Source organism: Methanogenium marinum (assembly GCF_028912405.1).
Taxonomy (GTDB): Archaea; Halobacteriota; Methanomicrobia; order Methanomicrobiales; family Methanomicrobiaceae; genus Methanogenium; species Methanogenium marinum.
Map to the genome: position 1 here is coordinate 1,630,984 of NZ_JAKELO010000002.1, position 14,791 is coordinate 1,645,774.

The 14,791-nt window shown below is 49.1% G+C and carries 13 protein-coding genes; 3 read left to right on the forward strand and 10 right to left on the reverse strand.

The genetic code is table 11. The annotated features are described in order from the left end of the window. Positions 1–153 precede the first annotated feature (153 nt). On the forward strand, positions 154–813 hold the full coding sequence (locus L0665_RS08165; protein ID WP_274925195.1) for a class I SAM-dependent methyltransferase: 660 nt from the start codon (positions 154–156) through the stop codon (positions 811–813). A gap of 41 nt (positions 814–854) precedes the next feature. Here L0665_RS08165 and L0665_RS08170 read toward each other — a convergent pair whose 3' ends face one another. From L0665_RS08170 to L0665_RS08190, 5 genes are all read right to left on the reverse strand, one after another. After that, on the reverse strand, positions 855–1,289 hold the full coding sequence (locus L0665_RS08170; protein ID WP_274925196.1) for a hypothetical protein: 435 nt from the start codon (positions 1,287–1,289) through the stop codon (positions 855–857). A 187-nt stretch (positions 1,290–1,476) separates the two neighbouring features. Further along, positions 1,477–2,265 carry an ABC transporter ATP-binding protein gene (locus tag L0665_RS08175; protein ID WP_274925197.1) on the reverse strand — a complete coding sequence of 263 codons (789 nt, stop codon included), beginning with the start codon at positions 2,263–2,265 and terminating at the stop codon, positions 1,477–1,479. Further along, positions 2,262–3,311 (reverse strand): FecCD family ABC transporter permease, encoded by a 1,050-nt coding sequence (locus L0665_RS08180; RefSeq protein WP_274925198.1) that lies wholly within the window; start codon positions 3,309–3,311, stop codon positions 2,262–2,264. The genes L0665_RS08175 and L0665_RS08180 overlap by 4 nt, the downstream gene beginning before the upstream one ends. Then, the gene (locus tag L0665_RS08185) at positions 3,308–3,937 is read right to left on the reverse strand and encodes a class I SAM-dependent methyltransferase (protein ID WP_274925199.1); all 630 of its coding nucleotides are present in this window, start codon (positions 3,935–3,937) and stop codon (positions 3,308–3,310) included. The genes L0665_RS08180 and L0665_RS08185 overlap by 4 nt, the downstream gene beginning before the upstream one ends. 364 nt (positions 3,938–4,301) lie before the next feature. Next, complete coding sequence (locus L0665_RS08190; protein WP_274925200.1) at positions 4,302–6,584, reverse strand: ABC transporter substrate-binding protein; 2,283 nt, start codon at positions 6,582–6,584, stop codon at positions 4,302–4,304. Between the two features lie 705 nt (positions 6,585–7,289). On the opposite strand from L0665_RS08190, the gene L0665_RS08195 reads away from it, so the two are divergent. Together L0665_RS08195 and L0665_RS08200 are read left to right on the forward strand one after the other, a co-directional pair. Further along, positions 7,290–7,904: a class I SAM-dependent methyltransferase gene (locus L0665_RS08195; RefSeq protein WP_274925201.1), complete on the forward strand. Its 615-nt coding sequence runs from the start codon at positions 7,290–7,292 to the stop codon at positions 7,902–7,904. 59 nt (positions 7,905–7,963) lie between these two features. Beyond that, positions 7,964–9,649 carry a radical SAM protein gene (locus tag L0665_RS08200; protein WP_274925202.1) on the forward strand — a complete coding sequence of 562 codons (1,686 nt, stop codon included), beginning with the start codon at positions 7,964–7,966 and terminating at the stop codon, positions 9,647–9,649. Positions 9,650–9,797: 148 nt separating this feature from the next. Here L0665_RS08200 and L0665_RS08205 read toward each other — a convergent pair whose 3' ends face one another. The 5 genes from L0665_RS08205 to L0665_RS08225 all read right to left on the reverse strand — a co-directional run bounded on the left by L0665_RS08205 (position 9,798) and on the right by L0665_RS08225 (position 14,701). Then, the gene (locus tag L0665_RS08205; RefSeq protein ID WP_274925203.1) at positions 9,798–10,832 is read right to left on the reverse strand and encodes a TIM barrel protein; all 1,035 of its coding nucleotides are present in this window, start codon (positions 10,830–10,832) and stop codon (positions 9,798–9,800) included. Between the two features lie 131 nt (positions 10,833–10,963). Beyond that, positions 10,964–12,538, reverse strand: coding sequence for a Ppx/GppA phosphatase family protein (locus tag L0665_RS08210; protein ID WP_274925204.1), 1,575 nt, complete (start codon positions 12,536–12,538; stop codon positions 10,964–10,966). Between the two features lie 235 nt (positions 12,539–12,773). After that, on the reverse strand, positions 12,774–12,911 hold the full coding sequence (locus tag L0665_RS08215; RefSeq protein WP_274925205.1) for a hypothetical protein: 138 nt from the start codon (positions 12,909–12,911) through the stop codon (positions 12,774–12,776). 348 nt (positions 12,912–13,259) lie between these two features. Next, positions 13,260–13,649: a cupin domain-containing protein gene (locus tag L0665_RS08220; protein ID WP_274925206.1), complete on the reverse strand. Its 390-nt coding sequence runs from the start codon at positions 13,647–13,649 to the stop codon at positions 13,260–13,262. Between the two features lie 59 nt (positions 13,650–13,708). Then, positions 13,709–14,701: a TIGR03557 family F420-dependent LLM class oxidoreductase gene (locus tag L0665_RS08225; protein ID WP_274925207.1), complete on the reverse strand. Its 993-nt coding sequence runs from the start codon at positions 14,699–14,701 to the stop codon at positions 13,709–13,711. Between the last annotated feature and the right edge of the window lie 90 nt (positions 14,702–14,791).

The window sequence follows — 14,791 nt, forward strand, 5'->3', positions numbered from 1 at the left end:
TGGTTCTTCATGGTCTCCGTTAATTACGTTATTAAATCGTCATTTTTCCGGCAACCATTCAAAATTATATCATTTATTTATGTTAGATGGTAACATCAATTGATACTGCATTTAGTTCCTGTGGTGAGTATGCATAACAAAAGGACCATTCCTATGTCAGAGACAAAGAAAAATGTCGATAAAAAAGGTTCACGCGATATGGATGAGATTGCAAAGACTCTCTTTGCCCCGGTATATCCGGTCATCGCAGAGAATATCATCCGAAGACTTGGGATTACAACAGGCACCTGCGTTGACATTGGAAGTGGTCCGGCATCCCTTGCAATTGCTGTCGCACGCCAGAGCAATCTCTCAATTATCGCGCTGGACTACTCTGATGACATGCATGATGCAGCAGCACGCAATATCAATGAAGCAGGCCTTTCTGATCGGATTCATCTCCTCTGCGGTGATGTGCATGCCATACCGCTTGATGATGACTCTGCAGACCTCATCATCAGCAGGGGCTCTATGCACTTCTGGGACGACATCCGCACTGCCTTCCGGGAAATATACCGCATATTAAAACCCGGCGGCAAGACCTATATCGGGGCCGGATTTGGCAACAAAGAGTTGCGAGACGAAATATACATCACAAAGAACAAAGCGAATCCAGACTGGAAGGAATTTAGCAGAAAAACGTTCTCACCTGAGAATGTGGAACGGTTCCGCACCATGCTCGATGAAATCGGGGTGCCGGAGTACGAGATCATTCTTGGGGATGAAGGGTTATGGATTGTGCTCTCAAAGACAAAACCCGGGGCACTTGCATGACCGCATCCAGCAGGTAATCAGATACACAAATCAATTTTTTCCTATCTTTGTTCAAGCGCACCACGCTGCATCACAAGAAACTCCTTCAGCTCATCCAATGTTTTCGGGATGCATTTATGGATGACCACCGAGGGGGTGATTATCTCCACCATCATCCGTGCCTCCGGGAGGGAAACCGGCTGGTGCTGGTCGGTGATGATGGCATGCTGGAATGCGAATTTCTCCTGGTCGTGGCGCAGCATCGTGTCAAATCCGTTCGGGATACCCCGACGGATGCGTTTCTGCCGGAGGGAGTATGAGCCGCTCCAGTGGAGGTGAACGACATCAATTTGGTTGATTATTTCCGGGGGCAGGGTATTGATACATTGGCGCATGGCCGTGATGGAGTCCGCTTCTGTATCTGAAGTGGTGATGAGGTTTATGGGGTGGCCGGTATCCAGCAGAAATCCATAGTTCGAAAACTCTAAGAAGTTCATGAAAGAAAGGATGGAGTCAGGGTCAGTGTAGGTGAGACCTGGATATCAGAGGTTTTCAAACTGGAGGCGGACTGGTGGTTCACCACCGGAGAAGGTTGCGACCAGTTTATTGAGAGATTCTCCAGACTGTTTTAGCACTCGCCTGTTCATCTTTTGTATGAGGAGTGGAGAGTCCACCTGAACGTTTTCACTTCTCTTGTCTGCATGCAGATGGCACACAGATCAGCCGACCCACTTCTTCAACGTGGGTGACCGTTACATCAATGCCGTATGCCCGCTGCAGATTTGCCGGGGTGATGACCATGTCAGCGTCACCGACTGCGATGAACCGGCAGTCCTTCATGATTGCCACCCGCTGGGGGATAATAAAACTGTGATCCGGGAAGTGGGAGCTCATTATGATGGCAATCCCTTCGTGTGCCAGTTTTTCGATGAGACGGAGCACCCGGACCTGATTGCCGAAATCAAGGTGTGAAGTCGGTTCATCAAGTATCATCACCTCAGGCTGCTGGGCGAGGGCCCGGGCGATGAGAACCAGCTGGAGTTCGCCGCCGCTGATCTCAGAAACGGGTCGTTTAGCGAGATGAGTGATGCCGACAGTGTCGATGGCATCCTCTGCGATTTTGCGGTCTTCTTCACCTGGGGAACTGAAAAGAGAGATGTGAGGGGAACGTCCCATCAACACATATTCCTGCACGGGGAACGGGAATACGACCTGATGGCCCTGGGGGACATAAGCAATTTGCTTTGCGATATCCGCTCTGCTGAGTTCTCCAATTTCATGCCCGTTTAAAAGAATGCTCCCGTGTAACAGTGGCATCAGGCCGACAAGACATTTGATGAGGGTTGACTTGCCAGTGCCGTTCGGACCAAGGATGCAAAGGCACTCGTTCTTCCCGATGGTAAGCGAGATATCTTCAAAGATCATGCGTTCGCCGTCATAGGAGAATGCTGCATCGCTGACTTCAAGAATCATTCCCATCCCACCTTCCGGAACCGCAGCAGATAGGCAAAGACCGGTGCCCCGATGATGGCCGTAAGAATGCCAAGGGGAATTTCTGCTGTTGTCAGTGTCCGTGCAATATCATCGACCGCGAGAAGATAGGCGGCACCGATCATTATTGATACCGGCAGGATCTTTTTGTAGTCCGGGCCGACAAGCATCCGGGCGATATGGGGCACGACAAGGCCGACCCACCCGACAAGCCCTGCGATACAGACTGCAGCAGCGGTGATGAATGTTGCGGAAACAATGATCACCCCGGTCATCATGCGGGTGTTAACGCCAAGGGACTTTGCTTCGTCTTCACCCATCGCAAGGATATTGATCCGCCACCGGATAAGGAGCAGGACAATGCTGCCTGCGATGATCGTTGTTGCCACCCAAAAGAGGTCGCCTGTACTCACATCTGCAAGGCTCCCCATCAGCCAGAAGACGATGGCAGGGAGTTCTTCATCCGGATCTGCCACATATTTTGCAAGTGATATGAGTGCGGTAAAGAAGGCACCAACAATAATACCTGAGAGGACGAGGACGAGTGTGGTAGTTGTGGTCTTGTAGACACGGGAGAGCATGTAGGTGGCGGTGACTGAGATAATACCGAATACGAAGGCCAGGAACTGAACGGCCACCGTTGAATCTGAGAGAAGAATGCCCAGTGCGGCACCGAATCCAGCCCCTGCCGCCACACCAAGGATGCTGGGTGAGACAAGCGGGTTGCGGAAGAGTCCCTGAAACGAGGCGCCTGAGACTGCAAGGCCCGCACCGACGAGCATTGCGGCACAGATGCGGGGAAGGCGGATCCTGAGGATGACCGTGTTCATCACATCGGGCCATGTCTGTGGGATGTCGACCAGAGAAAATGGCAACGCATCATTCACGGCAGAAAGAAGGATCGTAATGACTGTTGCAGGTTCAATTGCATATCGGCCCATAAAAAGTGAGACAAAGAAGACCAGTATTACGAGGGCAAAAAGGGATATGCCAACTCCCAGCCCCCGTGCTCTCTCATTCAGTTTCATTGGGCATTCTCCTTTCCGAATATAATCCAGAGTTGCCATGAGTCGTGGATGATTTTGTAGTCCTGTATCCCTGCTGTCTCAAGTGCATACCTGAAACGGTCTGCAGTCTCTTTTCCAAGCCGTTTTCTGACGCCAACTATCCATATGGGGTCAATGGTGTCCATCGTCTGTTTCACTCTGGAAAGGATTTCTTCCGTCCCAAATCCACCGCCGATAAATGCTTTTCCGCCGGGTGTCAGCACCCGCTGTATCTCCTGGAATGCCGTTGCTGTATCCTCCCAGAAGAAGACGGATCCCTTGCTTATGATCAGGTCTGCTGATGCATCGGCAAAGGGCATCTCCATGACATTTCCTGTTACCGGAATTATCCGGTCAGAAAGTCCTGCTTTTTGGATGTTCTCTGTGGCTATCGGAAACATTGCCTCTGAGATGTCCAGGGCATAGATGGTAAGTGAGGTGAGCCGGGCAAGTTCAATGGCCAGATGTCCGGGCCCACTTCCGATATCAATTGCTGTGCCTTTGGTTATGCCACAATTCTCTGTGATTTGGTGGGCGACAGCTGGATTTACCGGTGCGAAAGCGGTTTTTAAAATGGAGTTGAACTGACGTGCTTCTTCTGTGTTCATCTTTTTTAGTCCGGTTTTATGTGTGAGGTCATTCTGGTTTTTCCCTTCCGTCTGTTGGATACTGGTGATATTTCATCGATACCATGGTTTTTGGACTCCTTTTGATTCTGTCACATTTTCTGAGAAAAAGGGTGTTGGAACAGAATTGGTTGGATATTATTGGAAACAGTCCAACACGGTTTTTTCGAATGGAAAGAGGGGCTGTCGTATTTTCATTGAAATTTCTGTTTTCTCCATAAGACATCCCTGCTATTTTTGTATCAGGCTTTTTTTCATTTGATTATTCCTGTGCAAACGCTATTTCAGATGATTTTAAAAAATGGTGGGGTAATAACCCGTTTTTTGTTCTTTTTGACCTGATAATTCAGGCTGCTGCGGGTATCTGCACGAATGGGCCGATAATTTCCTTTGCCTCTGCGTCATCCATTTCATAGAAGTAGAATTCATTATAGAATGCCTCTGTTTCTTCGATGATATCAAGGTCAACAACATCAGGGCAGGCACCATCTGCAACCCACATCATACCAAGCACAGACTCCGGGACAGGGCTTGCCCAGTCACCGACGAAGCGTGGTACGCGGTATACTGTGTCATTCTCAACAGCACTGATGTCCTGCCAGGTGGCGTCGTTCAGTACAACTGACGGGTCCAGCGTGTTTGAGAGCAGGACAATATCTGGGTTCCATCCGATGATGGTCTCGATACTGACGGTCGGTTTGTAATTGCCGACAAGATCGGCTGAGACCAGTCGGCATCCTGCACCCTCAGTCCATTCCTGATGGAACTTTCCACCAGCAAAAGTCTTCAGGGGAGCACTGCCGGAGAGGTACAGTCCCTTGCGGTCATCCATTGCGATACCATCGGTAAGATCAGTGACCGATGCACGCTTGTCGTCGAGGTATGAGACCAGGTCTGCTGCACGGTCTGGTTTGTTAAGCACGTTGCCGAGGAGAGTTATCGCACTGTCGACATTGGTGAGGCTTGAAGGGTCTATCTTTACTACCGGAACACCGATATCGTCCAGGCCGGTAATGGGTAAGCAGGTCTTTGCGATGATGACATCGGGGTTCAGTGAGAGTATCATCTCTTTATTGGCGTCGCTGCTGCCGGCTGCAACGACAACGGCTTTACTTGCAATAGTGGGGTCAATTGCGTTGAATCCTTCGTCGACCTGTGCACAACTGTCGATACCGACCAGCCTTTCCGCACTGCCTTCATCGATTGCCATAATCATCGCAGCCGCCGGTGCATAGACAGCGACTACCTTCTGGACATCGTATGGGATTGTGACCGTATTGCCCGCCATGTCAGTGATGGTTTTCGTCCGGCATGCCGGGAATGCACCCATCAGTTCACATGCATCGTCGTCACTCATGTCGTAGTTGTAGAACTCTTTGTAGAAGTCCTCTGTCTCCTGCACCATGTCTAAGTCGATGCAGTCATGGTATGTGCCGTTTGCAATCCACATCATACCGAGAACGGACTCCGGAACGGGGCTTGCCCAGTCGCCAACGAATCGTGGGACACAGTAGACACGGTGATGTTCAACAGCACTGATGTCCTTCCATGCGGGATCATCTAACACATCGTCCGTGCACAGGCTGTTTGAGAGGATGATGAGATCAGGATTCCAGCCAATGATAGTCTCTATGCTGACGGTTGGTTTGTAATTTCCAACGAGTTCAGATGATACCAGATCACAACCGGCGCCGTTTGTCCACTCTTCATGGAACTTGCCTCCGGCAAAGGTCTTCAGGGGTGCACTGCCGGAGAGGTAAAGTCCTTCATGTTCACAGGCGGGGATGTCACAGGTGGCGTCAAGCACAGCGTTTCTCTTTGTGTCCAGATATGAAACAAGTTCTGCTGCCCGGTCATGTCTGTTAAGCACGTCACCAATGAGGGTCAGGGCGGTGTCGACATTGGCGAGACTTGCAGTATTGATCCATACGACGGGGACGCCAATCCCTTCAAAGTCCGGTGCCGGCCCACAGGTCTTTGCGATGATGACATCGGGGTCAAGGGAAAGCAGGGTCTCTTTGTTGAGACTGCCGTCTGCCTCGACAACGACGGTTTTCTTTGCCATGGTGGGGTCAATGGTGTTAAATCCTTCGTCATCCCGTGCATCGCCGTCAACACCGACAAGGAATCTGGCCTGACCATCGTCCATGGCCATGACCATCGCTGCTGCCGGGGCATACAGGCAGACAACCCGTTTCACATTATAGGGGATCGTGACCGTGTTGCCGTTCATGTCAGTGACCGTCCGTGATGTTGGTGTGTTGGAACTGTCATCGTCATCCGCCTCATATGCCGCCATCCCAACTGAAACGGTAGCCTCTGGTTCCACAGTCTCTTCAGGTGTGGGTTCTTCTGTTGGCTCTTCTGTCGCAGATGTTGCAGTAGGTTTTTCCGTGTCAGTATCCGCTGCGTTGGATTCTGTCTGAGCCTGTGTGGCCTCAGGGGCTACGTTTCCCTGGGATGGTGCTCCTGCTCCGGCACTGCCGGATGAATCCGATGCACTGGGCATCTCTACATGTGGCATTTCTGCTGAATCGCTGCTGCCAGTACCTAATAGTACAGCAGCACCGGCAACTACCACAACAGCCACGCCGACTGCAAGAATGATTGATAAAACTGATTTTTCCATATAATTCCTCTCATTTATTTCAATGAATAACGTCTGCCAGAAATGGCTTGAACGGTTTTTATTTTTAAATAGGATAAGTGTTTTTACTCAATTGCGCGAAATTATAATTATATTAAATTAACATAGTTTTAGGATTCCTCTGCAGTTTTCATATGTGGATTAAATTAATGCAGATTTTTTGGATTTAGAATTGCAATTTTATATTCAGACTCGTTTGAGGCATTGGGGCAGTGTGGCAAATATCAAATGAGTTTCCGAAGGCAGAATTTGGATATTCTCGTTGCATTTTTTGTGGGCGGATAATTTTACTATATGGTTATCGGGGAGTTTGATGTCGATTCATACGGACATTTCCCGAAAAATGAGAGAAAATCGTATGATCTCAATGTATTCTGAATAAGTGTATTCTGAATGCTTAATCCCCGTATTTTCTGCCACTGTATATCCAGCAGAGGCATTTTGCTCGTTGAAGATGATTCAGTATTGCTGAAGATTTCAATTGAATCCTGCAAAAGATGCATTAACCGGTGTTCACTGTCTGAATCGTCATGTTTATGCTAAGTCCACAACAATTTGTCATTTACCAAATCAGAAAGTTAACCTGTATTGCTGTTTGAGTGTCATTCCTCTGTTGAACACATATACTATAGGACTATTCTTATGTCAGAAACAAAGAAAAAATTTGAAAAAAAAGGAGCCAGTGGTATGGATGAAATCGCAAAAACTATATTTGCGCCGATATATCCTGTCATTGCAGAAAATATCATCCGAAGATTTGGGATTACGACCGGCACCTGTGTCGACCTTGGCAGCGGTCCGGCCAGTCTTTCAATTGCTGTTGCACGGCAGTCAGATCTCTTTGTTATCGGACTGGACTATTCTGATGACATGCATGAGGCTGCCTCACGCAATATCAATGAAGCAGGTCTTTCTGAGCGGATTCGTCTCCTCTGCGGAGATGTCCATGCGATGCCGCTCGATGATGACTCTGCCGACCTCATCATCAGCCGGGGTTCAATGTTCTTCTGGGATGATATACACACCGCTTTCCGGGAGGTATACCGTATCTTAAAACCTGGTGGGAAGACCTACATTGGAGGCGGTTTTGGCAACAAGGAACTGCGGGATGAGATCTCTCTTGCCATGATAAAAAAGAATCCGGACTGGGAAAAATTCAACAAAAAAAATATATCACCGGGGAATGTGGGGCGGTTCCGTGCCATGCTCGATGAAATCGGTATACCCGGGTATGAAATAATTCTTGGGGACGAAGGCTTCTGGATTGTGATCTCAAAGACAGAACCCGGGGCACTCTTATGAAATGCACGATATGCGAAAATTGCTGTGAAATTGCTGAAGGGAGGAGTGGGAGGTGTAAGATGTACATCAACCGGAATGACACCATTGTGGAACGGTTTCCGGAATCCTATCTGACGATGCTCCCCATCACCATCGAGACGATGCCGATGGTGCATTTTGCCCCGAAATCAAAGTTCTTTCAGGTGAGCACCGTCGGGTGCAACTTTACCTGCCCGGGGTGCATCTCAGAAACCCTTACATCACATGCTGATGCGGTTGCAGGTGCTCTTCAGTCAGCAACACCGGAGATGGTGGTACAGCGTGCCAAAAAGCAGGAATGCATTGGGATTGTATTCTGTCTGAATGACCCGACAGTCTCGTACTATTCGTTCCTCGCTCTTGCACAGAAAGCAAAGGAGGCAGGAATCTATGTTGGGTGCTCAACAAACGGATACTTTACTGAATCGGCCCTGAGGGGGCTGATACCATATCTTGACTTTGTCAATATTGGCCTGAAGGGCTCCTCCGATGATCGGTACCGTGAATGTGGTGCTGCGTCCTCAGATCCGGTGTACCGCAATATTGGCATTCTGCATGATGCCGGTGTGCATGTGGAAGTTTCGGCCATGTACATCAATGGTGCGGATGACGAGATCACCAGTGCCGCAAAGCGTGTGGCGGCGGTATCCCCGGACATCCCGATACAGGTGATGCGGTTTGTGCCGTTCGGAGAAGCGGCACCCGATCTTGAACCAACCATTGCTGCATCAGAGAATATATCTGTTCGTCTCAGGGAGGTGATGAATCATGTATATCTCTTTAATTCGCCAGGAACGGAGTATCTCAACACCATATGTCCTGCCTGTGGAAAGACTGTCATTGCACGGGAATTCTATGGTCCCATGGGATGCAGGACGGACTCCATTTCTGATGACGGCAGATGTACCTGTGGGTGGCAGGCACCCATCCGCGGCCCGATATCAAGAGAGCAGTACACCGAATTCGGCATGCTTGGCGGGTATAGAACCACCCGGGCAATTGAGATGGCCCATGCCATTCTTGTCACCCTTGGGATTCGGGATGACGGGGAACTGGGTGATGTTCTTGGTGACATTATACGGGAGGATTTCATCCGTGGCATGCATGACCGCATCCAGCAGATTGATTCCTGGATTGGGCTCATTGAAGACCTTGCGAGCCGGGCAGGCAGAGAGGAAGAGGGCCGGACACTAATTTCATACATTCAGGAACGGGTGGAGATAATCACTGAAGGCGCTGCCCGTGTGTCCAGCCGCCCGACTGTCTACTACTCGATGGGGTATCCTCTCTTTGCTCTCAATGCCGAGCGGTTTGAAACCAATCTTGTTGAAGCGGCAGGTGGCACCTGTGTGAATAAACGCATAGAGCGGAAGGGAAAACCGGGCGTGAATATCCCGGCAGAAGAACTCAATTTGTTTAATCCTGACTATATGTTTATATCCGGATTCCTCTCTTCACCCGTATCGGATTATATCCACTATTGTGCAACTCATGGAATTGTGACAGAGGCCACCCGTTCCGGCACTATCTATAATGTCCCGGCGGGTTGGGATTTTGGCAGCCCCCGCTGGATTCTTGGATTCATGTATATCGCAAATACCATTCATCCGGAGATATTTTCATTTGATCTGGAGCAGGAGGAACGGGAATTTTATCGCAGATTCTATGGCATTACGTCTGATGAAATCGTGCAGAATCGTGATTTTTCCCGGGCGTCCATAGGGTAAGGGAACCTCTGCCATCATTATTTTCAGAAAAAAAGTGGCATAAGAAAGAGATGGATGGTTGAGGATGATTCCCGATAATCCCTCTTCTTTTTTTGTATCATTGCTACTGTGTTCTCATGGTCCAAAGATTTGGGGATATCCCGGTTTCCTATTTCTTTTGTTGCAGTGCACCACGCTGCATTGTAAGAAATTCCTTTAGTTCGTCAAGGGTCTTTGGGATACATTCGTGGACGACCACCGAGGGTGCAATCATCTCTACCATCGCCTGTGCTTCCGGGAGTGAGAGGGGCCGGTGCTGGTCGGTGAGGATCGCATGCTGGAATGCGAACGCCTCCTGTTCATGGCGTTGCATCGAATGAAACCCGTTTGGGATTCCCCGGCGTATGCGTTCCTGCCGGAGGGAGTATGAACCGCTCCAGTGAAGGTGGAGTACATCAATTTTGTTGATTATCTCCGGAGGCAGGGTTTCGATGCATTCACAGACGGCGGTGATACAGTCCGCCTCTGCGTCAGAGGTGGTGATACGGTTCATAAGGTGTCCGGTATCAAGCAATAACCCATAGTTCGAGAACTCCAGGAGGTCCATAAAAGAGAGGATGGCGTCTGGATCGGTGTAGGTAAGGCCTGGATACCAGAGGTTCTCAAACTGGAGGCGTACGGGTGGTTCCCCGCTTGGGAAAGCGGAGACCAGTTCATTGAGAAAATCTGCGGAACGTTCCAGCACCTCACCATCATCCCTTGCGTAGGTCTGTGTGAACATCTCTGCAGTGTGATAATATCCGATGTGGTATACTGCATAATCCGCACGAATGCAGGCGGCCCGCTCGAGCTGGAGCCTGAGGGCGGCAATGAAATCCTGATGTGTGCTGCAGGCAAAGAACGGTGTCTGAAACCGCGTGACATTGTGACCGGGTTTTTTTCCGGATTTTATCTTATCTCTGGTATTTTGTTCATTTTCTTCCAGCATCTCAAGCCAGCCGGAGTGGAAGGGAAGATGGACACTTTTTACCAGTTCCTCCGGGAGTTCTTTGGGTGAAACCTCCTCATAACCGGTATAGACTTCCACGCCGTTCAGTCCTTCTTTTCGGCAGAATTCCGCTACATTTTCCCATCCCCCCCCGAAAATACTGCGGCCCCAGGGATAGACGGGGAGACTGATGAGTTCTGTGTATGGTGGTTGCATAAGGTATTCCTGCTCAGGAGAGTGTTTTGTGGCTATGGGACAAAAAACGGGCGGTTTGGTGGGACGTGTTATACAGGGGTAGTGGAAAAAGAGTCATGATAAAAGATATATCAGTGAAGAGGGGGTGTGATTTAGTCCTCAGTTGATGTGACTGAGACCAGAATGTCCCGCCTGAAAACCTTTGAAAATGCCTTTGTATCCGCCTCAACTGCCCACCTTTCGAGACTGCAGTCACCCCTGCAGGTAATCTCAAGTTGAATTGTGTATTTGTCTGCCGGCGTAAATACTGCCTTCTTTACAAGACCCAAATGGCTCCGGTCAAGATGTTCTGCAATCCGGAGCAGAGTGGAAAGGACTTTGACGATAGACTTTGCCATAGGGTCGAGATCCTGCATAACATTGTCATGGTTTTTTGGTATCTTCTTCCGGTGATACCGGCAGATATTTGCGATGATTGCGATTTCGTGCCGGTCAAACCCGGGGAGCGGCGCGTGTGAGATGATATAGCGTGAGTGATTGTGGTGGCCGGAGAAGGAGATGAAATTGCCGACATCATGCAGGAACGCGGCGTAGTCCAGGAGTTCGCGTTCGGAGGCGCCGAAGGTATGCAGGCCTGTTTTCTTCGCAGAATCAAAGAGTGCCAGGGCAAGCCGTGTGACTGTCTCTGCATGAATTTCATCGATTTGGCATGCCCGGCCAAGCTGAGTAACACTTCGCCGCCGGACCGAGCTTTCCTCTGCGTCTGGAAATCCCGGAATATTTGATAGATAATCGGCAAGAAGACCATTTCCCAGACTTTGGTCACTCACCTGTATCTCCTGAATCCCCATTTCTTCCATAATGGTTTCAAGGATTGCAGCACCAGCGATGATGATATCTGCCCGTTCTGGATTGATCCCTGGAAGGTGCCGCCGTTCGGCAAGGGGGAGAAGGCAGAGTGTGGAGGTGAGCCGTTTGAGATCTTTTAAGAGGAGTATTGGCATAACCTGTCTTTTTTCATCGCGGTGATAGAGATTGTGTGCGATCTGCTGAAGATTTTCGATTGTTCCGGAGCTCCCGATGGAAAGGTCAATCTGTTCTTTTTTTACCTTCTGGATTGTGTGATCCATGGTATCCCCGATATAGGTGCAGATCTCGGCATACCGTTCTGGTTCGACAGGACTGTCTGCACCATTGGGAAAGAAGAGGTTTTTAAGGCGTATCGCACCCAGTTTATGACTTTTCAGCAGGTAACAGTTCCTGGCATCACCTACACTTACCTCAGTGCTTCCACCCCCGATATCAATGAAGAGGGCTCTTCGGTCTGTGAGTTCTATTCCGCCCGCCACCCCGAGATAGATGAGGCGTGCCTCTTCTTCGCCTGAGATTACCTTTACTTCAATATCTGCCTCATCAAAAAGCCTTTGGAGAAACATGCCACGGTTTCTGGCATCCCGTGTTGCTGAGGTGGCAACTCCGATGATATCTGTTGCCCCAAACCCCCGTGCCAGTGAGACGAGTTTTCCGCAGATATTCACCGTGCGTTCGACTGCTTCTGGTGTGAGAAGTCCATCAGTAAATCCCCCTTCACCAAGACGAATCTGCTCCTTTTGCTGGGTGAGGATAGTGTAGGAGTAGTTTGTATTGAGTCGGACAACAAGAAGTCGTACAGAATTGGTACCAAGATCAAGAAATGCGATGATTTTCTCTAATTCAGGTTCATCCATCTGATCACAATCCTATGTTTGTATACAAGAGTAAATAATCTGCTTTTTTTGGCTGTCTGTGCCTCTTAGGCGGGTGCCGGAATTGGTGTCTGACAGGTGATGAATTCCTATAATACAGGAGGTGCCGATTCCTTTTCTCCCCCTATACATGCCTAATTGTATTTTTCTCCCTCGCCGCCATCGCAGACGGGACACAGATCGCCGTCCCACTTCCTCAACATGGGTTACCGTCATATCAATGCCGTATGCCTGCTGCAGAATTGCCGGGGTGATAACATCCATCTGCATCACCGACTGCGATGAACCGGCGGTCTTTCATGATTGCCACCCGCTGGGGGATAATGAAACTGTGTTCCGGGAAGTGTGAACTCATAATGACGGCGATTCCGTCATCTGTCGTAGCACAATCATCGGGAGCATGACATCCCTGTACTGGTTCGGGTGGTAGGTCCCCGGAGGAGATTTGCAACCGACCAGATGAAACTGACTGTATCACCAAAATTATTCATATTGGAGTATTTCTCACTTTGTCCATCATCCCGGTGAACGGGCTGTCTGTACGATTTTTGCCATCAATTAACATTCAAAAAACACATATCGTACAAAAACCGCTTTGTTCAAAAATGGACTATCAAAAATGTTGAATCTGGTTATTGTCTGATAAGAGGTGTTTCGGTGATTCTGTACTATACTGGAAAATATATGGCTCTCTGGAAACTCTTCAGAGAGCCGGGATAAATTTAGCTAATATATAGAGATCTTCGTCTTCTGCAATGACTGTGTGTTCCACACCTGGTGGGGTGACAAACGAATAATTAGAGCCAAAGGGAATCCTTTTGCCTCCAAGGACAAATACCCCGTTTCCCTGGAGTGATTCATTGAATTCCCATTGGGTTTCATGAGAGTGGTCGCCGACTTCACATCCTTTTTCAATCCTGACGATATGGCAGCTGAACTGCCCATTGGTATCTGATCCCGGGATGAGATCCTTGAGATATACTCCTTTGAATGCAGGATGTTCATACCATTCCAGACTGCCTGACTGAATTTCTGTCTGGGGCGATATGATCGTTCCTTCATCGAATTGTTTGACGATTTGTGTTCTTTCCATAAGAATTACCTCCGGATAAAACTAAAAAAATATGTGAAAGTTGTTGTTCCCACTTCCGATCAGTCCTTAACGTTCGGAATGACATCTTTGAATATATCAATGCCAAGGTTTTTGTCCGGACTGGAGTTTCCAAGACAGAAGTGGGTGATGCCGGCTTCTTTGAATCTCTCGATTTCCTTGATCAGCTCTTCTGCGTCGGTTGCTACCATGTAGTTTTCTTTTATGGTGTCATGTCCGACAAGATTGGCGTGTGCTTCAACCTCCTTTGAGTCATAGACCTTGTACTTGAACATTGCAGGCACCAGACAGCCTGCCCAGAAGCGCAATCCTTCAATTGCTTTGTCATAGTCAGGATCCGCAGAATACCATATCAGCATTGCACGCTCCATCTTGCTTGGATCTTTTCCTGCATCGGCTGCCCCTTTCTCAAAGTTCGGAATGGTAACATTTTTCAGGACAGACGGGTCTGCCGCAACTGTCATCAGGTGGTCCCCATATTTCCCGGCCAGTCGTGCTCCTTTTGGGCCCATCCCACTGAAGTATAGTGGGACTTCATTTTCTGGTTTGGTGTACAAAAATGCCTTGTCCAGAGTGAAATACTCGCCTTTAAAGTTGACGGGTTCTTTGCCTCCCCAGAGTTGCCGCATCACACCGACAGCCTCAACCGTCATAGCCTGGCGCACGGGTACACTTGGCCATTCGCCAGTGACCGGTACTTCATTCATCGCTTCACCGGCACCAACAGCAACCCCGACTCTTTCCGGATACATCTGGCGCAGTGTTGCGAATGTCTGTGCAACAATTGCCGGGTTGTATCGCATAATCGGGCAGGTTATGCAGGTTGAAAAGAAAATATCCTTCGTCGCTTCGAGTGCTGCTCCCATCCATGCCCATGCCTGTGCTGACTGGGCATTTGTGTGATACCATGGGTGGAAATGGTCATCCGCCCAGATTGAGTCAAATCCGACATTCTCTGCTCTGACAGCTTGTTCAAGTGCGTCCCTTGGAGTGTACTGCTCCAGTGATGCAAAATAACCTACTTTTGTTTCCATGTTTATCGACTCCCGCACGGAGGATGAGTCTCAATGCATGGATCCTGAACCAAATTTATAAATAGTGGTTGTCTCCAAACCATGTCTGGA